Source organism: Pseudomonas sp. B21-010 (genome assembly GCF_024749325.1).
Taxonomy (GTDB): Bacteria; Pseudomonadota; Gammaproteobacteria; order Pseudomonadales; family Pseudomonadaceae; genus Aquipseudomonas; species Aquipseudomonas kilonensis.
Map to the genome: position 1 here is coordinate 5,127,892 of NZ_CP087198.1, position 24,322 is coordinate 5,152,213.

Sequence of the window (24,322 nt, forward strand, 5' to 3'; positions counted from 1 at the left end):
CTCCCACACTCTCATGAGCGCTGCTTCGCCCCGGCCTCGGCCAGCGTGGTATCGGCCAGGGTGTCCGGCGTGCAGCGCAAGTCACCGATCATCAACACGTCGCCTTCGCGATCGGCGTTGTCCGGGTCGAGGCGGAACCGGCAGAACAACTCGCTGCCATAACGCACCTCCAGGGTGGGCGAGCCGGCATTCATTTCCATGGAGAAGAACCCGTCCGCCTCGCTGACACCGCGACTGGCGTGATTGATGACGTGATGCCCCTTGAGCGGCTGCCCTTGTTCGTCCAACAGACGACCCAGCACGGTCACGGTTTTCATCACGCTGACCTTGCGGTAGTCCACCCCGCCCTTGTTCAGGTGATAACGGGTGCGGGACGGCTCGATGTTCGCCGCCGGCGGATGCACGCCGTCGAAATCGAAGGTCACCATGCTGTTCTTGTAGGCGGTGATCGGCACGAAATTGCGGCCCGGGTGCAAGGTGGTGCTGCCGCCGGTCAAGTCGTCGGCCCGCAGGATGATGTCGTCCAGGTCGGTTTCCACGTCGACGATCATGCCGGCACCGCGTCCCTGGGGCACGCCGGTGAAGGCGGCTTTCTGCCCGCCCACCGCCACCGTGCTGCTCAGGTTCAAACCGCCGGTGAGGTTGTCGTTGTAGGAGGAACGCTGGATGAAGCCATCGCCGTACATCGACTCGGTCATGAAGCTGGCGATACCCGACAGCCCCACGCCATAGGTGTCGGCCAGCGCCGTGGCGGAGACGCTTTGCAAGACGTGGTCTTCCAAGTTGCGGCGATATGAAACCGAGGCATTGTTGTCCCGCGCGCCATCGCGCGAAGTGCGGGTGCCAACGCTGCCCGACCAGTACTCACCCGGCCCGCCCAACGCCACGCTGACGCTCAGGTCCACGCCTCGATTGCGTCGGTCGTTGGTACTCGACGTGCCGGGGCGGTCGAACACGGACAGCCGCCAGTTGGCATCGCTGCCACGCAGCGCGGTGCGTTGGGTCCAGCCCAAGTCCAGGCCGGTGCCCTGGACGTTGCCTTCGCTGTAGGCCAACCGGCCGTTGATGGAGTTCTTGTTGCTCAAGCGATGATTGACCGACAGCGATGAATTGCTGGTCTGGCCGACGTAGACGTTGCGCTGGCGGATACGGGTGCCGTCCGACAAGGTTTCGTAGGTGTTGCGGGTGTCGAGCCAACTGCGGTTGTGACTGGCGACGATGCTGCCATGGCCGTAGCTGTACAGGCCTTGCAAGTCCATGCCGGTGCCGTACTGCTGGGTCTGGTAGACGTTGGCGTACAGGCTGGTGTTGCTGGCGAGCGTCCAGTCGATCGAAGTGCCCACTTGCAGTTTGTCCTGCACCTGGCGCGTGGACGCACCGAGGATCACCCGTGGGTGCAGCAGGTAGTTGACGCCGACGCCGGCGGTCGTGAAACCCGAGGGCTGATCTTCCCAGTTGCTCCACAGCCGGGTTTCGCGACCGGCGAACAGGTTATAGCGCCAGCGGTCCTCGGTACTGTTCCAGTTGTTGGGCTTGTAGACCAGCTCCTGGCTGGTGGCGGTGGTTTGCCCATCTTCAATCAGCCGCACTTCCACTTCATAGATACCGCCGGGCAACGGGCGGGTGTCCAGGCTCTGCAAGCCTGCGCTGACGGCCTGGGTATTGATCAGCAGGCCGCTGCGATAAATTTCCACCGACGCCTGGCGGCTGGCGGTGACATAAATGGGGTAGACGCTGGGCTTGGGATTGTCGATCACCAGGCTGTCGGAGCTGCCGTACATCACCCCCAGCGCGGTGTCCGGGTTGGCGCCGAACGAACGGATCTGGCGATTCAAGCCATCGGAACTGGGCGTGAAGTAACCCAGGCGGAAGAAATTGCCTTCCATTTCCCGTTGGGTATAGAGCTCATGGACCGCGTGGTAGAGCTTGTCGTCCGGCCCGCCAAGACGCGAGAGCTGAAGGTCCAGCGACTGGCTCCAGTTGCCCACGCTGGAACTGGCGTTGAGGCCATAACGTCCGCCGGTGTCCTGTTTCTGGCCACCGTTGATATTGAGTTGGTTATTGAAGATCAGGCCGAGGCTGCCGCCTTCCGGCTGATCGTAGAAACGCTTGGCTTCAGTTGCGCGCTCGACATCCTGGGTCAGGATCGACACCAATGAATTCTCGAGGCTGTAATGCACGGCCAACAGCCCGCCGGTGCAGTTGGTTTCACACGCGCCCAGCACTTGTCCCTGCTTGAGGCGTTGCTCCCATTGTTCGCGCTCGACGGCCTTTATCGTGCTGTCTTGCGTTTCGGTGAATTCCAGCAAGGTAATACGATCATCCCGCGTCAAGACCACCATGGCTTCACCGAGATACTGTTGATTGAGTTCAATACGAACCGCGAGTGGCACATCGAAGAAGTGGGCTTCAAACTCCGCCGGCAGGCCCTTGGCCTGGGACAACAGGCTTCTTGGCGTCGTACCGGGGGCGATTGGCGCGGCCAATGCTGTCGCGCACAAAAACAGCGCGAGCGCACCTGCGATGGGTGTCATCGGAAACATCAACGGATTCTCATATTCAGCGTGCTATCGGGGCGTTTCAGGTACAGGCCGACCGGCTGGGGAGGGCCGGTCGGCCTGCGGCGATGCCCATGGGCGAGGAGAGACTCACCGGGCAGCGAATGGCCTTACGGGCGCGGCACGGCGTCGAAGATGACGGTCATGTCAGCGGTGTACAGGCCGTTCTGGGTGTCCAGGGGCCTGGCCGGGACGATGGTCATGTCGGCCTGGGTGCCTGGCGTGGAGGTCGCATCGTCCACCACTTCCTGCGGTGTGGCGGTCAGGATGACGCCGTTGAAGGCGGTGGTCAGGGCGATGGAGTTGCTGCCGTTGTACAGCGCAGCCGGGCCGCCTTCGATGTAGGCGTTTACCGAACCTTCGGTGTTTTTCACGTCGTAGGTCTGGCGCAACGAAGTCAAGGTGCCGCTGACCGTGTTGTAGCTCATGACTTCGTTTTCACCGAAGTCAGGGTTGCGTGGCTGCACATGGAACTGCTGGGTCGGGATGTTCGCAGTGATGTGGATCGACGAGCGAGCATCACCGGCAGCAAATGCCAGCGAAGAACCCAGGGTGGCGGCGACCAGGGCAGTACTGGATACGAGTTGTTTGAGCATGTTGTTAACACCTGTTCTTGGCATAAAGAGAAAGGTTGAAGTAGCAGCTCAACAACAACTTGATCTGCTCCTCCAACGCCGGGGCATGATCGACTCTTTGCAACTAAAAAAAAGCAGGCAGATTCCCACAAGCGTGTAGTAAATCCGGCACACGAATGCGCGAAAAATACCCGACCTTTTATAAAACTTAAGTTTGTATGTCAGAAACTACCCACACGCCCAGCAGCAGCGCGGCGTCCTTCAAAGTCAAGAAAAACCGCAGCAAAATCCCATCATCCGCTGCCATATCGTATTCAGGTAAGGTCTTGTTTCATCAGAATTAGCCGGCAACGAAACTAGATATATCTTAGTTCCAAGGCATATCCAGCTTCAAAGATATATCTCACGGCAAAGTTATATCTCAGCCCTATCTTGCGCAGAACGGAGAACGCATATGACAGACCCTTATTCCCATTTCAAACGCGAATACGAACACGACGGTTTCGAACAACACCCGGCGCGCCGTGAACGTAACAGCCGTGCCCCCCGGGTCTTTGCCGCCGGTGACCTGAAGTTGCTGTCTCTGGCGCTGATTGCCGAACAACCTTGCCACGGTTATGACCTGATCCGCCGGATCGAAAACATGTTCGACGGCGCCTATAGCCCCAGCCCCGGTGTGATCTACCCGACCCTGTCCTTCCTGGAAATGAGTGCAATGGTCACCTGCGGTGTCGAAAACGGAAAAAAATGCTACAGCGTGACCGATGCCGGACGTCTATCACTTGAGGACCAGGCCCAAACGCTGGATGAGGTGCGCACGCGCATTGAAATCAGCAAGCGCATATTGCGCGGCCATGATCGTCCCCCGGAAATCCATGAAGCGGTGTATAACCTGCGCCATGCCCTGCAAAAGCACCCTGGCCACTGGAGCCCGGAAGAAATCCGGCGGGTGCGCGACCTGCTCAACGACACCGCCAAAGCCATCATCGACGGCCCCGACCGTCCACCTGTCTCGGAGTCAAGCCAATGACCGAAGTCGATCCAAACACCATTCACCGTGTCAGCCACGAGATTAAACGCCGTCGCCTGCAAGTGTTGCGTGTGGAAGACCTGACCCCACGCATGCGCCGCATCACCGTCGGCGGGCCGGAACTGGCCGGGTTCGCCAGCCTGGGTACGGACGATCACGTGAAATTGCTGTTCCCGCAGAACGCCGAGGAACACGCCGCCCTGGAAAACTTCAGCCCCAGCATCGACAAGGCCCAGGGCCCGATGCCCCAGATGCGCGACTACACCCCGCGCCGCTATGACCTCGATACCCTGGAGCTGGACATCGATTTCGTGCTCCACGGCGACGGCCCCGCCGCGACCTGGGCGGCCCAGGCAACGCCCGGGCAATACCTCTACATCGCCGGGCCACGGGGCTCGATGATCGTGCCGGACATCTTCGACAGCTACCTGCTGATCGGCGACGAAACCGCCCTGCCCGCCATCGCCCGTCGCCTCGAAGGCCTGGCGTCCAACCGGCGTGCCCTGGTGGTGGTGGAAGTGGAAAACGGCGCCGAGCAGCAGATTCTCCAGAGCCCGGCGCAGGTGCACGTGATCTGGGTGCTGCGCGAGGGGCGCCAGGACAACCTGCTGCGCACCGTGCAACAGCTGGACATGCCCGGCGGCAAGCTGTACGCCTGGGTCGCGACCGAGAGCAAGGTGTCGCGGCAGATTCGCAAGGTGTTGCTGGAAGAGAAAGGCCTGGACCAGGATTTCGTAAAGGCGGTGGGGTATTGGAAGCTGGATGACAGTGAGGAAGATTGAGGGACTGACGGCGGCTGTAGGAGCTGTCGAGTGCAACGAGGCTGCGATCTTGTCCCAGACAGTTGAGTCGCAAGCGAAAGCTCAGGGTCAAAAGATCGCAGGCTTCGCCAGCTCCTACAGAGCCCAGCGCGAGCTTGCTCCCTCGCCACAGGGCCATCGCGGTCCTTTAATGTCTTGATCAACCTTCCACCAGGTACCCCGCCCCATGCTTTTCCTGCTCGCCTACATCAGCAGCGTCGTGCTGATCAACTTCGCGTTTTCCGCCGCGCCGCACCTGGACGTCATCTGGTCGGCCTGGGGCGGCCTGGTGTTTATTCTGCGGGACATGGTGCAGACCCGTTTCGGCCACGGCGCTATCGCGGCGATGCTGGCGGCGCTGGTGTTGTCCTATGCCACCTCGGACCCGACCATCGCCCTGGCCAGCGCGACGGCGTTCGCGGTGTCCGAGTGCATCGACTGGCTGGTGTTCACCATCACCAAGCGCCCACTGCATGATCGGTTGTGGATCAGTTCGGCCCTGAGCATTCCCCTGGACACGTTCATCTTCTTCGGCCTGATCGACGCCCTGACGCCCGCCGTGGTGATCACCGCCCTGCTCTCGAAATTCGCCGGGGTCACGGCCGTCTGGCTGATCATGGCCTGGCGTTTACGCAAACAGGCCATCGCCGGGCGGTTCATGTAAAATGCCGCGCTTTCTCCCATGGGAAGCTCGCCCGGCGCGCAACCCGCGATGATCCGCTCCTGTTTGAGGACCTTCAGATGACCCGTATCGGAACCCCATTGTCGCCCACCGCGACCCGCGTTTTGTTGTGTGGCAGCGGTGAGCTGGGCAAGGAAGTGGTAATCGAACTGCAGCGCCTGGGCGTCGAGGTGATTGCCGTGGACCGCTACGCCAACGCGCCGGCCATGCAAGTGGCCCACCGCAGCCATGTGATCAACATGCTCGACGGTGCTGCCCTGCGTGCGGTCATCGAGGCCGAGAAGCCGCATTTCATCGTGCCGGAAATCGAAGCCATCGCCACCGCCACCCTGGTGGAACTGGAAGCCGAAGGCTTCACCGTGATCCCCACCGCCCGCGCCGCGCAGTTGACCATGAACCGTGAAGGTATTCGTCGCCTGGCCGCCGAAGAGCTGGGTCTGCCGACCTCGCCGTACTTCTTCGCCGACACCGTGGAAGACTACCGCAAGGCCGTGGAAACCTTGGGTTTCCCATGCGTGGTCAAGCCGGTGATGAGTTCCTCGGGCAAGGGCCAGAGCCTGCTGCGCAGTACCGATGACGTGCAAAAAGCCTGGGACTACGCCCAGGAAGGCGGCCGTGCCGGCAAGGGCCGGGTGATCATCGAAGGGTTCATCGATTTCGACTACGAAATCACCCTGCTCACCGTGCGTCACGTCGGCGGCACCACGTTCTGCGCGCCGGTCGGCCACCGTCAGGAAAAGGGCGACTATCAGGAATCCTGGCAGCCACAAGCCATGAGTCCGGTGGCCCTGGCCGAATCCGAGCGCGTCGCCAAGGCAGTGACCGAGGCCCTGGGTGGTCGCGGCCTGTTTGGCGTCGAGCTGTTCATCAAGGGTGACCAGGTGTGGTTCAGCGAAGTCTCGCCGCGCCCACACGACACCGGCCTGGTGACGCTGATCTCCCAGGACCTGTCGCAGTTCGCCCTGCATGCCCGCGCCATTCTCGGCCTGCCGATCCCGCTGATCCGCCAGTTCGGCCCGTCGGCCTCGGCGGTGATCCTGGTGGAAGGCCAATCGACCCAGACCGCTTTCGCCAACCTGGGCGCGGCCCTGAGTGAACCGGACACCGCCCTGCGTCTGTTTGGCAAACCGGAAGTCAATGGCCAGCGCCGCCTGGGCGTGGCCCTGGCCCGCGATGAGTCCATCGAAGCGGCCCGTGCCAAGGCGACCCGCGCCTCGCAGGCCGTCAAGATCGAGTTGTAAAAACCCAAGGCTGAGCACAGTCCCCTGTGGCGAGGGAGCTTGCTCCCGCTGGATGCGTCAGCATCCCCTGCGGTGTGATGGCTGGCAAAGCAGGGGGCCGCTTCGCAGCCCAGCGGGAGCAAGCTCCCTCGCCACAAAAGCTCAGCACTGCGACAAAAAAAGGCGACACCCGCAAGGGTGTCGCCTTTTTCATGGTCGCCGGTTGAGCTTAATCCGGCAGTTTGTAGGCAATCACATAATCGCCCTGCTTGGTGCCCAGGGAACCGTGGCCACCGGCAACAACCAGCACATATTGCTTGCCGTCCTTGCCGGTGTAGGTCATCGGCGTGGTCTGGGCGCCGGCTGGCAGGCGGCCTTCCCACAATTGCTTGCCGTTTTTCACGTCATAGGCACGCAGGTACTGGTCGAGGGTGCCGCTCAGGAACGCCAGGCCGCTGGCGGTGGTGAACGTGCCACCCAGGCTCGGAACGCCCATGCTCAGCGGGATCGGTACCGGCGAGCTGTCACGCACGGTGCCGTTCTTGTGCTTCCACAGGGTCTTGTTGGTGGTCAGGTCCACGGCCGCCACATAACCCCACGCAGGCGCCTGGCAAGGCAGGCCCATTGGCGAGAGCAGCGCTTCGAGGATCACCCCATATGGCGCGCCCTTGTTCGGCTGCACGCCTTCGGTTTCGCTCTTGCGCCCCGGGCCACCAGCCACTTCGGCGGCCGGCACCAGCTTCGACTTGAACGCCATGTAGCTCGGGTTGACGAAGGCGATCTGGCGCACCGGGTCCACCGAAATGCCGCCCCAGTCGAACACGCCGAAGTTACCCGGGTAGACGATCGAGCCTTGCAGCGACGGCGGCGTGTACATGCCGTCATAGCGCAGCGACTTGAAGTCGATCCGGCAGAGCATCTGGTCGAACGGGGTCACGCCCCACATGTCGCGTTCCTTGAGGACCGGCGGCACGAAGTTCAGGTCGGACATCGGTTGGGTCGGCGAGGTGTGGTCGCCTTCCACCGCGCCCTGGGGCACCGGGATTTCCTTGATCGGGATGATCGGCTGGCCATTGCTGCGGTCCAGCACGTAGATGCTGCCCTGCTTGGTCGACGCCAGGACGGCCGGTTTCACGCCATCGGCAGTCTTCATGTCCATCAGGGTCGGTTGACCGCCGACGTCCATGTCCCACAGGTCGTGGTGGGTGAACTGGAAGTACCAGCGCACTTTACCGGTGGCGATGTCCAGGGCGGTCAGGCCGGCGGAGTATTTTTCCGATTCCGGCGTGCGCAGGCCTCCGAACTGGTCGGGGGTCTGGTTGCCCATCGGCAGGTAGAGCATGCCGAGTTTTTCATCGACGCTGAACATGGACCACATGTTCGGCGAATTGCGGGTGTAGGTCTTGCCCTCGGCAATCGGCGTGGTGTCGTCCGGGTTGCCGCTGTCCCAGTTCCACACCAGCTTGCCGGTATGCACGTCGTAGGCACGGATGACACCGCTTGGCTCGTCGGTGGAGACGTTATCGGTGACGTGGCCGCCGATCACCACCAGGTTCTGGGTGACCGCCGGTGGCGACGTGGAGTAGTAACCGCCGGCCGTGAAACCGCCGATGTTGGCGGTCAGGTCGACCTGGCCCTTGTCGCCGAAGTCTTCGCACATCTTGCCGGTGTCGGCATTGAGGGCGATCAGACGGGTGTCGGCGGTCGGCAGGAAGATCCGCCGTGGGCATACGGTGCTGGCCGGCGTGGTGCTGGCGGCACCCGTAGGGCTCTGCTCGGCAGAGGCGTACGCGGCGTCATCGTGATAGGTCACGCCACGGCAGGTCATGTGGGCCCAACCCTTGAAGTTCTGCGCTTTTTGCGTGGAAAGCTTCGGATCGAAACGCCAGATTTCCTTGCCGGTATCTGGCTCCAGGGCAATCACCTGGCTGTGAGGCGTGCACACGTAGAGCATGCCGTTGGCCTTCAGCGGGGTGTTTTCGGCAGTGGTTTCACCCGGATCGTTCGGCCCTGGCAGGTCGCCGGTGCGATAGGTCCAGGCCGGCACCAGTTTGCTGACGTTCTCGGGGGTGATCTGCGCCAACGGCGAATAGCGGTCGCCATGGGCACTGCGCCCGTAGGAGTTCCAGTCGCCGTCCGGCATGGCCGGTGCGGTGTTGGCCATGCCCGGCACGCTGTCGCGGTCCAGTTGACCCTTGACCTCACCCGGGGTGGTGAACTGGCTGGCGAGAGCGGCGATACCGGCGATGACCACGGCGGCGCCCAACGTGCGGGTGCCCATGGCCGAGGCATCGGCGGTCAACAGCGGGCGGCGGAACCACGGCAGCAACATGACGATGCCCAGGGCAAACAGCATCGCCAGGCGCGGTACCAGTTGCCACCAGTCCAGGCCCACTTCCCACAACGCCCACACGGTGCTGGCGAACAGCACCAGCGCGTACAGGCCCAGGGCCGCGCGACGGGCCATGATCAGCAACACGCCGGTCAGCGCCAGGCCGATACCGGCCAGCAGGTAGTACAACGAGCCGCCAAGCGTGCTCAGCTTGACTCCCCCGGCCAGCAGGGCCAGGCCCATCAATAGAAGCAGAATGCCGAGCAGACTCGGTAGCAGACGGCTTCGACTCAAAGCACCCTCAGTGCTCATAGTGTGTTTCTCCGTGACGTTTTAAGGAGTCCCGCGCAAGTAGTCACTGTAGATGACGATCTTGCGGGGGCATGGTTCAGTTGAAAAAAGGCAAATTCGGTTGCCGCGATCCCCGTGGGAGCGAGCTTGCTCGCGATGGCGGCGTGTCAGTTGGCTTCGATGTTGAATGTGCAATGGCTATCGCGAGCAAGCTCGCTCCCACAGGAAGTCAACGAGACAGCGCTGTCTTTCAGGGTCAGGACATTGAGCATTCATCAGATCGTTTAGTGGGAATAAGCTGGACGCAGAGGCTTCGGCACAACAGAAGAAGCGTTTCAGCAGGCGGCGCAAGGATAATGTCCTGTTCTCAATAGAGAAAGGGCTTTTGCTGACATGAATCATCTCGGATTCGGTAACAGTGCGCCTGGCGCTGGCGGCCATGATGAAGGCTATGCTTCCACCAAAGGGGCACCTCGGCTAAGGTGCGCGGCTTTACACCTTTAGCGCGAAGGCCTCCCATGACCGAACCCAACAACAACCCGCTGCACGGCGTGACGCTGGAGCAGATCCTCAACGCCCTCGTGCAGCACTACGAATGGTCGGGCCTGGCCGAACGCATCGACATCCGTTGCTTCAAGAGCGACCCGAGCATCAAGTCGAGCCTGACCTTCCTGCGCAAGACGCCGTGGGCGCGGGAGAAGGTCGAGCGCCTGTACATCAAGTTGATGCGCACCAAACGGCCGGTCTGAGCCGTGGGAAGTGACCAGGGTCGTCACCTCACGCTGCGACAGCGTTTTGTCTGCGTGACGGCACTGCTGGGCTGGGTGGGATTGAGCATCCAGCTGTACCTGATCCTGCTGGGACGCTGGGAACTGGACGCGAGCCTGCTGGGCGGGCTGGTGAGTTTCTTCAGTTTCTTCACGGTCCTGACCAACACCCTGGTGGCCGTGGTACTGACCTGGGAACTGACCCCTCGGGAGTCGGCGGCCCGGCGCTGGTTCCTGCTACCCAGCGTGTGCAGCGGCATCGCCGTGAGCATCGCCCTGGTCGGCCTGGCCTACAACCTGCTGCTGCGCCACCTCTGGCAGCCCGAAGGCTGGCAGTTCGTGGCCGACGAGTTGCTGCACGACGTGGTGCCCTTGCTGTACATCGCCTATTGGTGGCTGTGGGTGCCCAAAGGCACCTTGCGCCTGGGCCACGTTGGGCTTTGGGTGATCTACCCCTTGGTGTATTTCGCCTATGTCCTGCTGCGCGGGGATCTATTGGCGGCTTACCCCTACCCTTTCATCGATGTGGCGAACCTGGGTTATCCACAGGTGCTCATCAATGCCGGGGGGATATTGCTGGGGTTTATCGCGATTGCGCTGGGGGTGGTGGGGGTGGATCGGTGGGCATCGTTGAAATAGAGGCCTGCAGAGCACATAGCTGTGTGAGCCAAACCTGTGGGAGCAAGGCTTGCCCGCGATGAAGATCACGCGGTTTACCTGAAGACCACGGCGCCTGCATCGCGAGCAAGCTTTGCTCCCACAGGTAGGTGTCCCACAGGGGTTTGTATTCCATCTCCGGTATCACCGCCTTGCCGGCAACATCCACACCAACCCACTGGCCTTGGCCCGTTCATGACACAACGCCAAGACACCGCGGCGCTCCTCGTTGTCCATCCGGCTCCACCGGGTGATCTCCGCCACGGTGCGCTGGCAACCGGTGCAGACGTCGTCATCGTCCAGCGCGCAGATGTTCACGCAGGGCGAAGGCACCGGGCGTTCAGGGGCGCTCATGGTTCCTGCTCGAACAGGTCGCGGGCGTAGCGCTGGGAGTTGTGCACATAGTGCGCCGCGCTGGCCTCAAGCATGTTCTTCTGGGCCTCGGTCAGTTCACGCACCACCTTGCCGGGCGAGCCCATCACCAGCGAACCGTCGGGAATTTCCTTGCCTTCGCCGATCAGCGAGTTGGCGCCGATGATGCAGTTCTTGCCGATCTTCGCGCCGTTGAGAATCACCGCGTTGATGCCGATGAGGCTGTAGTCGCCCACCGTACAGCCATGGAGCATGGCGTTGTGGCCGATGGTCACGCCGGTGCCGATGGTCAGCGGATAACCCATGTCGGTGTGCATCACCGTGCCGTCCTGCACGTTGCTGTTCTTGCCGATCAGGATCAGTTCGTTGTCACCGCGCAATACGGCGTTGAACCAGACATTGGCGCCCTCTTCGAGGCGGACTTTGCCCACCAGCGTGGCGTTGGGCGCGACCCAGCTCTGTGGGTGGGTTTCGACACGGGCATCGCCCAGGCGGTATTTCATGAGGGTCCTCGGGTCATCAGGTATTGATGTAGCTTTTGGGCGGTGTGTGCAGGTCGATGTCGGCGTCGTACAGCAGGTTGACCAGTTCGACGATCATGATCGCCGTCAGGCCCCAGATCTTGTACTCGCCAAACCGATAGCTGGGCACGTACCAACTACGGCCCTGGTAATCGATCCGGTGCGTGTGTTCACGCGGATCCTTGCGGAAAAACTCCAGCGGCACACTGAATACCGCAGCGATCTCGGCATCGTTGGCCTGGTATTCGACGTAGTCCGGAATCACCCCGACATACGGCGTGACCTTGATACCGTGCAGCGAGATCAGCGGGCTGAGGGGACCGATCACCTCCACCAGGCCGGGCGGCAGGCCGATTTCTTCCTCGGCTTCGCGCAGGGCGGTGAAGATCAGGTCCGGGTCTTCCGGGTCACGGCGCCCGCCGGGGAACGCCACCTCGCCGCCATGGGTCGAGAGGCCGCTGGCGCGCAGGGTCAGTACCAGCTCCGGTTCATCGCTGCGGGTAATCGGCACCAGCACCGCGGCTTCAGGGAAACGTTGGTCGGTCTGCAGATCGTGCGGGGTATGGTTGCTTACTCGATGCAGTAGCTCGTCCAGCATGAGACTTCTCGATTTGTTCGCTACCTTGCATCATGCACCAATCGTTCAAGCGGCCCAACCCCCGCACCGCGCCGTGTCGCGAAACGACAACTTGCCGCACCGGCCTACGCACGCCAAGATAGGCGCAGCATTCAGGAACCCAAGCATGAAATTCTGCAGCCAGTGCGGTAACCCGGTGACCCAACGCATACCCGAAGGCGACTCGCGCCTGCGTTTTGTTTGCGACACCTGTCACACCATCCATTACCAGAACCCCAACATCGTGGCCGGTTGCGTACCGACCTGGGGCACTAAAGTCCTGTTGTGCCGGCGTGCCATCGAGCCGCGGCGCGGTTACTGGACGCTGCCAGCGGGCTTCATGGAGAACGGCGAAACCATCGAACAGGCCGCCGTACGCGAAACCGCCGAAGAAGCCTGCGCCCGGGTGCGAAACTTGAGCATCTATACGCTGATTGACGTACCGCATATCAGCCAGGTACATGTATTCTTCCGCGCCGAACTGGTGGACGAGGATTTCGCCGCCGGGCCCGAGAGCCTGGAAGTGCAGTTGTTCGAAGAAGCGGACATTCCTTGGGACGAGTTGGCTTTCCGTACGGTGGGCCGCACCCTGGAATACTTCTACGCGGACCGCCGGGCGGAGGATTACCCCGTGCGATCCGAATCGATCCCACCGCTGGCCCAAACTGCCAACACCTGAAAAAACCAATCCAATATAGCCGCGACACCTCCTAGGGATATCGTTTCAATGCGCTGGTTGCTTGTCCTGTTCTGCTTGTCGTTCACTGCTATGTCCCAGGCCGCTGCGGTGGGAACCTACAACGGCAAGGTCATCGAAAAAGTGCTGGTGCTCAAGTCCGCCCATCAATTGCAATTGATCAACGACGACAAGCCGCTCAAGACCTATCGCATCTCCCTGGGCAAGGGCGCCAAGAAAGGCCCCAAGCTGATCGAGGGCGACAAGCGCACCCCTGAAGGCTTCTATTGGCTGGACTGGCGCAAGACCAGCGACCGGTTCTATCTGTCGATGCACATTTCCTACCCCAACATCAGCGACGCCGCCCGCGCCCGCCGCGAAGGCGTGGAACCGGGGGGCATGATCATGATCCACGGCACGCCGGATTCGGAAGAGAACCCTGAGCAGTTGTTCCATACCCTGGATTGGACCGATGGCTGCATCGCCATGCGCAATGTGGACATCCGCGAGGTGTGGAACCTGGTGCCGGATGGGACGATGATCGAAATCCGACCGTAACACCCTTTGTTGTGGCGAGGGAGCTTGCTCCCGCTGGGTTGCGCCTGTAGGAGCTGTCGAGTGCAACGAGGCTGCGATCTTGTCCCTGGCTATTGAATCGCAAGCGAAAGAGCAAGATCAAAAGATCGCAGGCTTCGCCAGCTCCTACAGAGCCCAGCGGGAGCAAGCTCCCTCGCCACAGGGAACGGTGTCGACCAGCCTTTTGTTACAAGTCCAAGAACCGCAACGCAATCCCCTCCCCCAGCCTTGATCTACCCTCAGAACTGATGCGGTGGTTCGGCTCGCTGTGCCCCGCAGAATCCAAAGTGAGACGTGTCACGTCGAAGCATAGGTAGTCATGACGTATGTGATTCGACAGGGCTTCACCTGCTCCAGATGAGACATCAAATCATGACAACTCATAACAGTTTTATACGGACGACAGCGGTTGCGGTGGTGGCGTTGACGGGTGTGTGGCAACCAGGCTCCGACGCGTGGGGGGCCGATGGAAAAGAGGAGCCGTGGTATACCGCCTGGCTTCAGGTCGCGGCGGATTCGAGCGTGCCGATCCGCGATACCAAGCCATCGTTGCATTGGCGTACCGACATGGGCACGCTCTATCGAGGAGACACTACGGATCAGGGACTCGGGGCCTTCCAAGACGGGATCTTACCCAAAGCCGCAGGCTTTCCCATACCCGAGTGGATGTATGACTGGTGGAGCCACGGAGCTGGGGCAGGGAAATCGGTCTACAGCAGTACAACCCGCGACCAGAGTCTCGCCCAACGTTTCGCCAAGGAATGGGTGTATGAGATCAAAGCCCCTCATGGTATTGACCAGGATGCATCTGGTGGAGCTGTCAGCGAGCAGGAAATCAGCTTTCCGGGGGGAGTCAAGCGCGAGTTCATCAGGCAAGCATGCAAGAAAGACAACCTTGCCGATTGTGAAGCGAACCAGAACTACCGCGAGCCGACCGGCCATGAAAGCCCACTGGAGGTCGCGGCGGTCAGCATAGAATGGAGCCGGATCACGCCTCCAGAAGGTTTGGCGTGGGTAAAAAGCAAAGAGTCCCTCTGGGCGGTCGGTTCCCAGACAATCAATCCAGTACAGGGGGCGGCTGCGCTTGCCCAAGGGTTACGGGGCAGGAGCTCGCTGCCACCCATTCTCAGATGGGCCAGCCAGCCGGAGTCCCCCTACATTCAATCGGTCGTTGTGGCATTTCGCGACTATAGCGAAGCCAAGGTCTGGGCTGTCGTGGAAGCACAAAACGGTGGATGGGTATATGAAGTCAGACCCAACAGCGTGGCAGTGGATCTATCAGGGCGTAACACCGGCGCACGCGAAGGCGCCTTCGCGTTCATCGGCGGTATCAAGGGAGGCCTGTTGATGAACGCCCGCCGTTTCGAGAAAGGCGTGGGCGAACCGGTCGAGTGCATTGGCATCGAAAAAGAAGCTTGCCGCCTCGATAATCGTCATCAATAGTTTTCGCAGTGCAGGCTGGCTAATGCTAACTCCCACAATGGTGTTGTGAACGCCACTAACCACTGTGGGAGCGAGCTTGCTCCGGGTGGCGATCCGACGATGGGGCCGGCACTTATGGCATCAAGTCCGAAGCTCTACCCGGTCCAAGGCCTTGTTCGCCAACAACGTTCCCAGCTCGATCATCTGCGCCACGCCCAACGCCACATGCCGCCGCGAACCGTCCAAGTCAAACAGGAGGTCGCTAAGCACCGCATTGGCCGAGGCCAGGGTTTCGCTGAGGTTGGCCAGTAAGGTTTCGGTGTCAACGTTGTCCGATACGCTGAACAACTGCACCGAGGGTTGGGGGTCTGGTTCGCTGTCGTCGGGCTTGAGGTAATGGTCCATCGCGCGGTCGGCGGCTTCTTTCAGCTTTTCGGGGGCGTAGTCGCCGTAGGGGAAGGTGGAGGCGGGTTTTGGCATGTCAGAATTATTTTTCAATTGAAGCTCCTTTAAATTAATGGAGCCCAGGACAAAACGTCCGGGCCTATTGCCCCTTGATTTTTTTCGGACGGTCAAACCCGGTCGCTGAATTGGCAGCGACACCCAAAGGCTAGAGCCCTACCTTCCGAGGGACAACCTTAAAAACATGTCGGAAACTTCGGTGCGTCTGACAGACCAAGCGGTGATCATTCACACAACAAAAAACCGGCCGAAGCCGGTTTTCGAGGATGGCGTTTGGGCTTACACAAACGCCGCGCGCTGCTCAGCCTCATAATGCCGGGTCTGGAAAGGCAAGAGGGTTTGCACCTTCAAGCCAAGACCTTCATTCAATCCCCAAGAGAGAGCGAGTTCATCACGGCGTCTGCGAAGCGCAACAGCGGTTTGTGAGGTTATGGCTTGCTTGGGTGTCGAGCGTAAAAATAGCTCGAGGGCTTTGAAGACTTCCAATGCACGACTGTCCGTGACACACGAAAATCGGGTGAGTCGTTCGAGCAGATAGCCTGCACGACGCAGCTCGATCTCATCAGTGTGCTGACTCAGAAAAGCTTGAGCTGCGCTTATCAAGTCCGAGTTGGAATACCAGACAGCCTTGGCCGCGCTCACGAGTGCGGCATCATCTGCGTGATCCAACGGGCTTTTGACCAATGTGTCCAGAGCGGCTGAGAGGACGTGGCCGTTAGCAGGCTTCGCCATCTGTATTCTCCAAATAATCTTGCAAAATTTGAGTAAGAACAGAAATTGGAGGCTCTTTGTTGCCAACATATACATCAATTGCCTGCAATGCCAGTCGACGCAGCTCAGTGGTCAATATGAAGCCGGCCCTTAGGAGCGCCATGATGTCGCCAATATCCTGATCCGTTGCTCTGCCCAACTTCGAAATCGCAATATCTACAGGGGCAGCAACGTGAACGTGTAGAGGAGACTCTACCGGGAACTCTTCAAGAGGGAGGCTTCGAGCCCAATAGTCCTCGTGAATCGGACCAAAGCTAGTGTTGTATTGGAGGTCGTAGTTGAGCTCCATCAATCGGCCGGACTTTTCGTCGACAAATTGCTCAGGCACTTCCGCAAGTAACGTTCGAAGATGAAAGCCTTCTGGAAGGCTAGCCTCATAAATTTCGGCGTCAACGTCCGTGGAGACACGATGGTTTGTATAAAGGTGCACTGCACACCCACCAAAAACGATGACTCTGACCACCCCAGGCACTGCATTCTCAGAAGTCAGCTCCGCTTCGACGGACTTGAACATTGAAACCAAAGCCTGTCCCAGCGCGGTACTTGTATTGAGGTGGGGGGCGATCGTATCCGGCATTTCCATGTTTGAACCTCAGAGGCTGATGTTGCTCCTTGAAACTGGGATCTGCCACTTGGCCTTGCCAAAGAGCAGTGAGCGATCCCTGCGTTTGGAGATGTAGGCCCCGAAAACTAGAGCCCCCGTTTCTGAGGGACAACCTTAAAAACATGTCGGAAACTTCGGTGCGTCTGACAGACCAGCCATCTGATCAGGGATGTTTCGCACAAATTCAGATTGGCTTTTTTTGGATTGAATTGGGTACATATCCGTTGCTGCGGTAACGGCCACTTAGGGTTCCGCCCTGACGGCGGGTCACTTTTGGAAAGAGCGCCAAAAGTAACCAAAAACGCTCTGCCCCACCACTCGGTGCCTCGCCTAGGCTCGGCATGCCCTCACTCCGGCATTGTTCCGTGGGCCCGCCGCGAAGGGCCATCCATGGCCCAGCGCGGCTATCCCGGCATCCATGCCGGGATGCCCACTGCACAATGCCTGCGTTCGGCCAGCGTAGTTAACGGGGCGCCGAGATCAACATCCACCACGAGGCGGCCTGGTAGCCGACCTGGTTCTTGGTGGGACCGCGTTTCTCCTGTGGGAGCGAGCCTGCTCGCGATGAGGCTTGCAGACCAACATCCATGTGACTGAACCACCGCCTTCGCGAGCAGGCTCGCTCCCACATTGGATCTTCAGCAGACACAATATTCGTGTGCACCCGGAGTTCCTTTGTGGGAGCGAGCTTGCTCGCGATAAGGCCAGCAGCCCAACATCCATTTGACTGAACCACCGCCATCGCGAGCAAGCTCGCTCCCACATTTAATCTCCAGTGAACACAAAATTTATGTGGGCTTGCTCGCGAAAGCGGTGGGTCAGCTTGCATCAGTATTGGGTGTACCGCCGTCTTCGCGAGCAAGCTTTGCTCCCACAGATCTGACGGGTGTACGACCAGGAGAGCCAGGCCGGCTACTAGGCCGCCTCGGCGTGGACGTTGATCTCGGGCGCCCCGTTAACCACGATGGCCGAACGCAGGCATTGCGCAGTGGGCAACCCGGCATGGATGCCGGGTTAGCCGCGCTGGGCCATGGATGGCCCTTCGCGGCGGCCCACGGAGCAATGCCGGAGTGAGGGCATGCCGAGCCTAAGCGAGGCACCGAGTGGTGGGGCAAAGCGCTTTTGGTTACTTTTGGCGCTCTTCCAAAAGTGACCCGCTGTAAGAGCGGAACCCTAAGCAGCCGTGACCGCAACAACGGATATACACACAAAACCCACACCCAATAAAAAACCCGCTGATCCACTCAGCGGGTTTTTCATTTAGCGATTCAAGCGATTCAAGCGCAGGAAGATCAAAAATCCTCCAACCGCCACACCTCATACGCCGGCGTCTCATAGGGATGGCTGAGCTTCAAAGCCACCACCACCGCACGAATCAACTCATCAGCAACGACAAGCTCCACCTTCCACTCCTCGACCTGCTCAACCTGCCCCGCCTCGCCAATGAACGGCTGGCTGCCGTCCAGAGGGCGAAACTGGCCCAGGCCCAACACTTGCCAGGCGCAGTGCTCATAGTCGCCGATTCGCCCGCCACCGGCAGCGAATACGGCGCTTTTGACCACGTCCAGATGGCTGGCCGGGACGAAGAAGCAGAGCTTGTACACCGCCTTAGTTCACCCAGACGCGCGCGTTGCGGAACATGCGCATCCAAGGTGCGTCTTCGTTCCAGTCATCCGAACGCCACGAGTTCTGCACCGTGCGGAACACACGCTCCGGGTGCGGCATCATGATCGTGACGCGGCCGTCGCGGCTGGTCAGGCCGGTGATCCCGCGCGGCGAGCCGTTCGGGTTGGCCGGGTAGGTTTCGGTGACCTTGCCGTGGTTGTCGACAAAACGCAGCGACACGCAACCGGACAAGTCGGCTTCGAGCAGCGCTTCTTCGCTTTCGAATTCCGCGTGGCCTTCGCCGTGGGCGATGGCGATCGGCATGCGCGAACCGGCCATGCCCTGCAGGAAGATCGAATTCGACTCCTGCACCTGGACCATCGCCACGCGGGCTTCGAACTGCTCGGAACGGTTACGCACGAAGTGCGGCCAGAACTCGCTGCCTGGGATCAGCTCGTGCAGGTTGGACATCATCTGGCAACCGTTGCACACACCGAGGGTGAAGCTGTCGGTGCGTTCGAAGAAACCCTGGAACGCATCGCGGGCGCGGCTGTTGAACAGCGCCGACTTGGCCCAGCCTTCACCGGCACCCAACACGTCACCGTAGGAGAAACCGCCACAAGCGACCATGCCCTTGAAGTCGTTCAGGTCGACACGACCAGCGAGGATGTCGCTCATGTGCACGTCGATCGCGTTGAAACCGGCGCGGTCGAATGCCGCCGCCATTTCCACCTGACCGTTGACGCCCTGCTCGCGCAGGACCGCCACTTGTGGGCGAATGCCTTTCTTGATGTAAGGCGCGGCCACGTCGTGGTTGACGTCGTAGCTGAGCTTGGCGCTCAGGCCCGGGTTGTCTTCTTCCAGCAGCGCGTCGAATTCCTGCTCGGCGCAGTCGGCGTTGTCGCGCAGGCGCTGGATCTGGTAGCTGGTTTCCGCCCACTGGCGCTGCAACAGGCTGCGCTGGCCTTCGAAGACGGTGTCGCCGTTGAAGGTGATGTTGATGTGGGCGTTGTTGATCGGCTGGCCGATCACCGAGACGCAGTCGGCCAGGCCAGCTGCGCTGAACTGGGCGAGGATGTCCGGGGTGGCGTCCTGGCGAACCTGGATCACCGCGCCCAACTCTTCGTTGAACAGGATGGCCGGGATTTCGGCCTTGGACTCGGCAACGCTGTCGAGGGTCAGGCTCAGGCCGCAGTGGCCGGCAAAGGCCATTTCCACCACGGTGGTCAGCAAACCGCCGTCGGAACGGTCGTGGTAGGCCAGCAGGTGACCGTCGGCGTTGAGACCCTGGATGACGGCGAAGAACGCTTTCAGGTCTTCGGCATCGTCGACGTCCGGCGCTTGCGAGCCGAGCTTGCCATGCACCTGGGCCAGGATCGAGGCGCCCATGCGGTTCTGGCCACGGCCCAGGTCGATCAGGATCAGGTCGGTGGTGCCCTTGTCCATGCGCAGTTGCGGGGTCAGGGTCTGGCGGATGTCGGTGACCGGGGCGAAACCGGTCACGATCAGCGACAGCGGCGAGGTCACGCTCTTGTCCACGCCTTCGTCGTTCCAGCGCGTGGCCATGGACATGGAGTCCTTGCCCACCGGAATGGTGATGCCCAGCTCAGGGCACAGCTCCATGCCGACGGCCTTGACGGTGTCGTACAGACGGGCGTCTTCACCCGGGTGACCGGCGGCGGACATCCAGTTGGCCGATAGCTTGATGTCGGAAATCTTGCCAATGCGCGAAGCCACGATGTTGGTCAGGGTCTCGCCGATCGCCATGCGGCCCGACGCCGGGGCGTCCAGCAGTGCCAGCGGCGTGCGCTCACCCATCGCCATGGCTTCACCGGTGTAGACGTCGAAGCTGGTGGCGGTCACGGCAACGTCAGCCACCGGCACCTGCCACGGGCCAACCATCTGGTCACGGGCCACAAGGCCGGTGATGGTGCGGTCGCCGATGGTGATCAGAAAGCTCTTGCTCGCCACGGCCGGGTGATGCAGCACGCGCTCGATGGACTCGGCGACATCGAGGGTCGACGGATCGAAATCGTCGCCCAGCTCTGCTTCGCGAACGGCCGAACGGTGCATGCGCGGGGCCTTGCCCAGCAGCACTTCCAGCGGCATGTCCACCGGGCTGTTGCCGAAATGGCTGTCGGTGACGGTCAGTTGCGGCTCGGCGGTGGCTTCACCCACTACCGCAAACGGGCAGCGCTCGCGCTCGCAAATGGCCTGGAAACGTTCGAAGTCGGCCGGGCCGACCGCCAGGACGTAACGCTCCTGGGATTCGTTGCTCCAGATTTCGTGCGGGGCCATGCCCGGCTCGTCGTTCGGAATGTTGCGCAGTTCGAAGCGGCCACCGCGGCCACCGTCGTTGACCAGTTCCGGGAAGGCGTTGGACAGGCCGCCCGCGCCGACGTCGTGGATGAAGCTGATGGGGTTGTGTTCACCCAACTGCCAGCAACGGTCGATGACTTCCTGGCAACGGCGTTCCATTTCCGGGTTTTCCCGCTGGACCGAGGCGAAGTCCAGGTCTGCCGAGCTGGTGCCGGTAGCCATGGAGGAAGCGGCGCCGCCACCCAGGCCGATGAGCATGGCCGGGCCACCGAGGACGATCAGCTTGGAGCCGACCAGGATCTCGCCTTTCTGCACGTGTTCGGCGCGGATGTTGCCCATGCCGCCAGCGAGCATGATCGGCTTGTGGTAACCACGGACTTCCTCACCACGCGGGGTGGTGATGGACTGTTCGAAGGTACGGAAATAGCCGGTCAGGGCCGGACGGCCGAATTCGTTGTTGAACGCCGCGCCCCCCAGGGGGCCTTCGATCATGATGTCGAGGGCGTTGACGATGCGCTCAGGCTTGCCGTACGGCTTTTCCCACGGCTGTTCAAAGCCCGGGATCTGCAGGTTCGACACGGTGAAGCCGGTCAGGCCGGCCTTGGGCTTGGCGCCGCGCCCGGTGGCGCCTTCGTCGCGGATCTCGCCACCGGAACCGGTGGATGCGCCCGGGAACGGGGCAATCGCGGTCGGGTGGTTGTGGGTCTCGACCTTCATGAGGATGTGCACCGGCTCCTGGACCGCACCGTACTGGCGGGTCTCAGGGTTCGGGTAGAAACGACCGGCAACGTTGCCGACGATCACCGCCGCGTTGTCCTTGTAGGCCGACAGCACACCTTCGTTGTGCATCTGGTAGGTGTTCTTGATCATGCCGAACAGGCTTTTTTCCTGGTCCTGGCCGTCAATGTCCCAACTGGCGTTGAAGATCTTGTGGCGGCAGTGCTCGGAGTTGGCCTGGGCGAACATCATCAGTTCGATGTCGTGCGGGTTGCGCTTCAAGCCCTGGAAGGCGCTGACCAGGTAATCGATCTCGTCTTCGGCCAGGGCCAGGCCCAGCTCGACGTTGGCTTTTTCCAGCGCGGCACGGCCGCCGCCCAGTACGTCGATAGCGGTCAGTGGCTTGGGTTCGGCGTGGCTGAACAGGCCGGCAGCCTGCTCCAGGTTGCCCAGGACGACCTGGGTCATGCGGTCATGCAGGCCGTCGGCGATCAGTTGGGCCTCGGCCTCGCTGAACTCACCGGCGACATAAAAGGCAATACCACGCTCCAGGCGCTGGATTTTCGCCAGGCCGCAGTTGCGGGCGATGTCGCTGGCCTTGCTCGACCACGGCGAAATGGTGCCGAAACGCGGCAGTACCAGGAACAGGCGTCCGGCCGGCTCCTGGACAGGAACACTGGGACCGTACTTCAGAAGGCGCGCGAGCACCTGCTGTTCGTCGCCGGTCAAACCGCCGGTGACTTCGGCGAAGTGAGCGAATTCAGCATACAAGCCACTGACAGCCGGAACCTTCTGGCTCAGTTGCTCAAGGAGTTTGCTGTGGCGAAAGGCAGAAAGGGCAGGAGCGCCGCGCAGGATCAACATCTTCGGGACAGCCTCGGGAAGGGGTGTGCTTTGAGGCCGTGCATTCTAGCCTAAACCGCCGGCAACGGCACCCGAAACGGCACGCGCAGTGCTGGCCGAATGTCGGTCTTTGCGCGCACGGCGCAATTGGACACCCGCGCCAAGGTTTTCGCAGAGATATTTTTCAGCGATGCAAAGCCCTGCGCACCCCGGCCGGCCGGTGCTGCGGACATGTTTTGCAATGGCTAGCAGACTGGCCTTTTGCTGTCGAGATATGGCGGTAGGGGCCGTTTGCGTATACTGCGCAGATGTTTTCCCCAACGGCTTTGCGTCCGCGATATGCCAGATGGCTGATCGCAACCGGACTCTTCCTGGTGCTCAGTGGTTGTGTTGAGAAACCCAACACACTGGAGCGCGTAAAGGAGGATGGCGTGCTGCGGGTGGTTACCCGAAACAGCCCCGCCACCTACTTTGAGGATCGTAACGGTGAAACCGGCTTCGAATACGAGCTGGTGAAGCGTTTCGCCGACGATTTGGGGGTGGAACTGAAGATAGAGACCGCCGACAACCTCGACGACCTGTTCAGCCAGATCGGCAAGCCCAACGGTCCGGTACTCGCGGCCGCGGGCCTGGTCAGCAGCGAACAGCGCAAGAAGCAGGTACGGTTTTCCCGCTCCTACCTGGAAGTCACCCCGCAGATCATCTACCGCAACGGCCAGTCACGCCCCACCGACGCCGCCGCCTTGGCCGGCAAAAAGATCATGGTGCTCAAGGGCAGCACTCACGCCGAACAACTGGCACAGCTTAAACAGCAGTACCCGGGCATCGAATACGAAGAGTCCGACGCAGTCGAGGTTGTCGACCTGCTGCGCATGGTCGACGAGGGCCAGATCGACCTGACGCTGGTGGACTCCAACGAAGTGGCGATGAACCAGGTGTACTTCCCCAACGTGCGCGTGGCTTTCGACCTGGGCGATGCCCGCAGCCAGAGTTGGGCGGTCGCCCCCGGCGAGGACAACAGCCTGCTCAACGAGATCAACAGCTATCTGGACAAGGTGCAGAAGAACGGCACCCTGCAGCGCCTCAAAGACCGCTATTACGGGCACGTCGATGTCCTCGGCTACATGGGCGCCACCACGTTCGCCCAGCATTTGCAGCAACGCCTGCCCAAATACGAACAGCACTTCAAGGCCTACGCCAAGCAAGAGAAAGTCGATTGGCGCCTGCTGGCCGCGATCGGCTATCAGGAATCGTTGTGGCAACCGGCGGTCACGTCCAAGACCGGCGTGCGCGGCCTGATGATGCTGACCCAGAACACGGCCCAGGCCATGGGCGTGTCCAACCGCCTGGATCCGAAGCAGAGCATCATGGGCGGCGCCAAGTACCTGGCCTACATGAAGGACCAACTGGACGAAAGCATCCAGGAGCCCGACCGCACCTGGTTCGCCCTCGCCGCCTATAACGTGGGCAGCGGTCACCTGGACGACGCCCGCAAACTGGCGGCCAAGGAAGGGCTGAACCCGAACAAGTGGCTGGATGTGAAAAAGATCCTGCCGCGCCTGTCGCAGAAACAGTGGTACAGCAAGACCCGCTATGGCTACGCCCGGGGCGGCGAGCCGGTGCATTTCGTGGCGAACATCCGTCGCTACTACGACATCCTGACCTGGGTGACGCAGCCGCAGCTCGAAGGCAACCAGGTGGCCGAGGGCAACCTGCACGTGCCGGGTGTCGACAAGAGCAAGCCTAACCAGGAATCCCCGCAGCTATAACAGCCGTACACAACCCTTAATGTGGTAGCGGACCTGTGGGAGCAAACACTCCTTAATGTGGTGCCTGTGGGAGCAAAGCTTGCTCGCGATAGCGGTTTGACTGTCAGTCCGCTATCGCGAGCAAGCTTTGCTCCCAC

The 24,322-nt window shown here is 61.1% G+C and carries 21 protein-coding genes; 10 read left to right on the forward strand and 11 right to left on the reverse strand.

What is annotated here, in order from left to right; genetic code table 11:
- Positions 1-11 precede the first annotated feature (11 nt).
- Positions 12-2,543: a CS1-pili formation C-terminal domain-containing protein gene (locus LOY50_RS22765; protein ID WP_253477720.1), complete on the reverse strand. Its 2,532-nt coding sequence runs from the start codon at positions 2,541-2,543 to the stop codon at positions 12-14.
- A 125-nt stretch (positions 2,544-2,668) separates the two neighbouring features.
- Complete coding sequence (locus LOY50_RS22770; RefSeq protein ID WP_253477722.1) at positions 2,669-3,154, reverse strand: CS1 type fimbrial major subunit; 486 nt, start codon at positions 3,152-3,154, stop codon at positions 2,669-2,671.
- Positions 3,155-3,587: 433 nt separating this feature from the next.
- On the opposite strand from LOY50_RS22770, the gene LOY50_RS22775 reads away from it, so the two are divergent.
- The 4 genes from LOY50_RS22775 (at position 3,588) to purT (ending at position 6,886) form a co-directional block, all read left to right on the forward strand.
- Positions 3,588-4,163, forward strand: coding sequence for a helix-turn-helix transcriptional regulator (locus tag LOY50_RS22775; protein WP_258689255.1), 576 nt, complete (start codon positions 3,588-3,590; stop codon positions 4,161-4,163).
- Positions 4,160-4,945 (forward strand): siderophore-interacting protein, encoded by a 786-nt coding sequence (locus tag LOY50_RS22780; RefSeq protein ID WP_024618488.1) that lies wholly within the window; start codon positions 4,160-4,162, stop codon positions 4,943-4,945. Before LOY50_RS22775 ends, LOY50_RS22780 begins: the two co-directional genes overlap by 4 nt.
- Positions 4,946-5,150: 205 nt before the next feature.
- Positions 5,151-5,627 (forward strand): VUT family protein, encoded by a 477-nt coding sequence (locus LOY50_RS22785; protein WP_024618489.1) that lies wholly within the window; start codon positions 5,151-5,153, stop codon positions 5,625-5,627.
- A 77-nt stretch (positions 5,628-5,704) separates the two neighbouring features.
- On the forward strand, positions 5,705-6,886 hold the full coding sequence (gene purT, locus LOY50_RS22790) for a formate-dependent phosphoribosylglycinamide formyltransferase (RefSeq protein WP_018603333.1): 1,182 nt from the start codon (positions 5,705-5,707) through the stop codon (positions 6,884-6,886).
- Positions 6,887-7,094: 208 nt separating this feature from the next.
- Here purT and LOY50_RS22795 read toward each other — a convergent pair whose 3' ends face one another.
- Positions 7,095-9,509 carry a glucose/quinate/shikimate family membrane-bound PQQ-dependent dehydrogenase gene (locus tag LOY50_RS22795; protein ID WP_258689258.1) on the reverse strand — a complete coding sequence of 805 codons (2,415 nt, stop codon included), beginning with the start codon at positions 9,507-9,509 and terminating at the stop codon, positions 7,095-7,097.
- Positions 9,510-10,006: 497 nt separating this feature from the next.
- Here LOY50_RS22795 and LOY50_RS22800 point away from each other — a divergent pair, with 497 nt between their 5' ends.
- Positions 10,007-10,237 carry a VF530 family DNA-binding protein gene (locus LOY50_RS22800; protein WP_003205228.1) on the forward strand — a complete coding sequence of 77 codons (231 nt, stop codon included), beginning with the start codon at positions 10,007-10,009 and terminating at the stop codon, positions 10,235-10,237.
- Between the two features lie 3 nt (positions 10,238-10,240).
- A complete protein-coding gene (locus tag LOY50_RS22805; RefSeq protein ID WP_258689260.1) occupies positions 10,241-10,894 on the forward strand; it encodes a Pr6Pr family membrane protein in 654 nt (217 codons plus the stop codon).
- A 162-nt stretch (positions 10,895-11,056) separates the two neighbouring features.
- Here LOY50_RS22805 and LOY50_RS22810 read toward each other — a convergent pair whose 3' ends face one another.
- Genes LOY50_RS22810 through LOY50_RS22820 form a run of 3 tightly spaced genes read right to left on the reverse strand, consistent with a single transcriptional unit; the run spans position 11,057 to position 12,403 of the window.
- A complete protein-coding gene (locus LOY50_RS22810) occupies positions 11,057-11,266 on the reverse strand; it encodes a DUF1289 domain-containing protein (protein WP_258689262.1) in 210 nt (69 codons plus the stop codon).
- The gene (locus tag LOY50_RS22815) at positions 11,263-11,787 is read right to left on the reverse strand and encodes a gamma carbonic anhydrase family protein (protein WP_214512414.1); all 525 of its coding nucleotides are present in this window, start codon (positions 11,785-11,787) and stop codon (positions 11,263-11,265) included. Before LOY50_RS22815 ends, LOY50_RS22810 begins: the two co-directional genes overlap by 4 nt.
- A 16-nt stretch (positions 11,788-11,803) precedes the next feature.
- Positions 11,804-12,403: a CoA pyrophosphatase gene (locus LOY50_RS22820; protein ID WP_214512413.1), complete on the reverse strand. Its 600-nt coding sequence runs from the start codon at positions 12,401-12,403 to the stop codon at positions 11,804-11,806.
- Between the two features lie 145 nt (positions 12,404-12,548).
- On the opposite strand from LOY50_RS22820, the gene LOY50_RS22825 reads away from it, so the two are divergent.
- The 3 genes from LOY50_RS22825 (at position 12,549) to LOY50_RS22835 (ending at position 15,116) form a co-directional block, all read left to right on the forward strand.
- Complete coding sequence (locus tag LOY50_RS22825) at positions 12,549-13,100, forward strand: NUDIX hydrolase (protein ID WP_258689264.1); 552 nt, start codon at positions 12,549-12,551, stop codon at positions 13,098-13,100.
- 48 nt (positions 13,101-13,148) lie between these two features.
- Entirely contained in the window at positions 13,149-13,655 is a 507-nt protein-coding gene (locus LOY50_RS22830) for a murein L,D-transpeptidase family protein (RefSeq protein ID WP_253477741.1), read from the forward strand.
- 390 nt (positions 13,656-14,045) lie between these two features.
- Positions 14,046-15,116: a hypothetical protein gene (locus LOY50_RS22835; protein ID WP_258689265.1), complete on the forward strand. Its 1,071-nt coding sequence runs from the start codon at positions 14,046-14,048 to the stop codon at positions 15,114-15,116.
- A 120-nt stretch (positions 15,117-15,236) separates the two neighbouring features.
- Here the strand turns inward: LOY50_RS22835 and LOY50_RS22840 are convergent, their stop codons facing one another.
- From LOY50_RS22840 to purL, 5 genes are all read right to left on the reverse strand, one after another.
- The gene (locus LOY50_RS22840) at positions 15,237-15,575 is read right to left on the reverse strand and encodes a DUF6124 family protein (protein WP_258691267.1); all 339 of its coding nucleotides are present in this window, start codon (positions 15,573-15,575) and stop codon (positions 15,237-15,239) included.
- A 261-nt stretch (positions 15,576-15,836) separates the two neighbouring features.
- Positions 15,837-16,289 carry a hypothetical protein gene (locus LOY50_RS22845; RefSeq protein WP_186652437.1) on the reverse strand — a complete coding sequence of 151 codons (453 nt, stop codon included), beginning with the start codon at positions 16,287-16,289 and terminating at the stop codon, positions 15,837-15,839.
- Positions 16,273-16,911 (reverse strand): DUF6036 family nucleotidyltransferase, encoded by a 639-nt coding sequence (locus LOY50_RS22850; RefSeq protein ID WP_258689266.1) that lies wholly within the window; start codon positions 16,909-16,911, stop codon positions 16,273-16,275. Before LOY50_RS22850 ends, LOY50_RS22845 begins: the two co-directional genes overlap by 17 nt.
- A gap of 1,313 nt (positions 16,912-18,224) precedes the next feature.
- The gene (locus tag LOY50_RS22855; RefSeq protein ID WP_046064858.1) at positions 18,225-18,536 is read right to left on the reverse strand and encodes a YqfO family protein; all 312 of its coding nucleotides are present in this window, start codon (positions 18,534-18,536) and stop codon (positions 18,225-18,227) included.
- Positions 18,537-18,540: 4 nt separating this feature from the next.
- Positions 18,541-22,437, reverse strand: coding sequence for a phosphoribosylformylglycinamidine synthase (gene purL, locus LOY50_RS22860; protein ID WP_258689267.1), 3,897 nt, complete (start codon positions 22,435-22,437; stop codon positions 18,541-18,543).
- A 287-nt stretch (positions 22,438-22,724) separates the two neighbouring features.
- On the opposite strand from purL, the gene mltF reads away from it, so the two are divergent.
- Entirely contained in the window at positions 22,725-24,185 is a 1,461-nt protein-coding gene (mltF, locus tag LOY50_RS22865) for a membrane-bound lytic murein transglycosylase MltF (protein ID WP_072345608.1), read from the forward strand.
- Positions 24,186-24,322 lie beyond the last annotated feature (137 nt).

Coding starts and splice junctions, on each gene's coding strand:
- LOY50_RS22765 (WP_253477720.1), bottom strand. CDS start 2,543: ATGTTTCCGATGACACCCATCGCAGGTGCGCTCGCGCTGTTTTTGTGC.
- LOY50_RS22770 (WP_253477722.1), bottom strand. CDS start 3,154: ATGCTCAAACAACTCGTATCCAGTACTGCCCTGGTCGCCGCCACCCTG.
- LOY50_RS22775 (WP_258689255.1), top strand. CDS start 3,588: ATGACAGACCCTTATTCCCATTTCAAACGCGAATACGAACACGACGGT.
- LOY50_RS22780 (WP_024618488.1), top strand. CDS start 4,160: ATGACCGAAGTCGATCCAAACACCATTCACCGTGTCAGCCACGAGATT.
- LOY50_RS22785 (WP_024618489.1), top strand. CDS start 5,151: ATGCTTTTCCTGCTCGCCTACATCAGCAGCGTCGTGCTGATCAACTTC.
- purT (WP_018603333.1), top strand. CDS start 5,705: ATGACCCGTATCGGAACCCCATTGTCGCCCACCGCGACCCGCGTTTTG.
- LOY50_RS22795 (WP_258689258.1), bottom strand. CDS start 9,509: ATGAGCACTGAGGGTGCTTTGAGTCGAAGCCGTCTGCTACCGAGTCTG.
- LOY50_RS22800 (WP_003205228.1), top strand. CDS start 10,007: ATGACCGAACCCAACAACAACCCGCTGCACGGCGTGACGCTGGAGCAG.
- LOY50_RS22810 (WP_258689262.1), bottom strand. CDS start 11,266: ATGAGCGCCCCTGAACGCCCGGTGCCTTCGCCCTGCGTGAACATCTGC.
- LOY50_RS22815 (WP_214512414.1), bottom strand. CDS start 11,787: ATGAAATACCGCCTGGGCGATGCCCGTGTCGAAACCCACCCACAGAGC.
- LOY50_RS22820 (WP_214512413.1), bottom strand. CDS start 12,403: ATGCTGGACGAGCTACTGCATCGAGTAAGCAACCATACCCCGCACGAT.
- LOY50_RS22825 (WP_258689264.1), top strand. CDS start 12,549: ATGAAATTCTGCAGCCAGTGCGGTAACCCGGTGACCCAACGCATACCC.
- LOY50_RS22830 (WP_253477741.1), top strand. CDS start 13,149: ATGCGCTGGTTGCTTGTCCTGTTCTGCTTGTCGTTCACTGCTATGTCC.
- LOY50_RS22835 (WP_258689265.1), top strand. CDS start 14,046: ATGACAACTCATAACAGTTTTATACGGACGACAGCGGTTGCGGTGGTG.
- LOY50_RS22840 (WP_258691267.1), bottom strand. CDS start 15,575: ATGCCAAAACCCGCCTCCACCTTCCCCTACGGCGACTACGCCCCCGAA.
- LOY50_RS22845 (WP_186652437.1), bottom strand. CDS start 16,289: ATGGCGAAGCCTGCTAACGGCCACGTCCTCTCAGCCGCTCTGGACACA.
- LOY50_RS22850 (WP_258689266.1), bottom strand. CDS start 16,911: ATGGAAATGCCGGATACGATCGCCCCCCACCTCAATACAAGTACCGCG.
- purL (WP_258689267.1), bottom strand. CDS start 22,437: ATGTTGATCCTGCGCGGCGCTCCTGCCCTTTCTGCCTTTCGCCACAGC.
- mltF (WP_072345608.1), top strand. CDS start 22,725: ATGTTTTCCCCAACGGCTTTGCGTCCGCGATATGCCAGATGGCTGATC.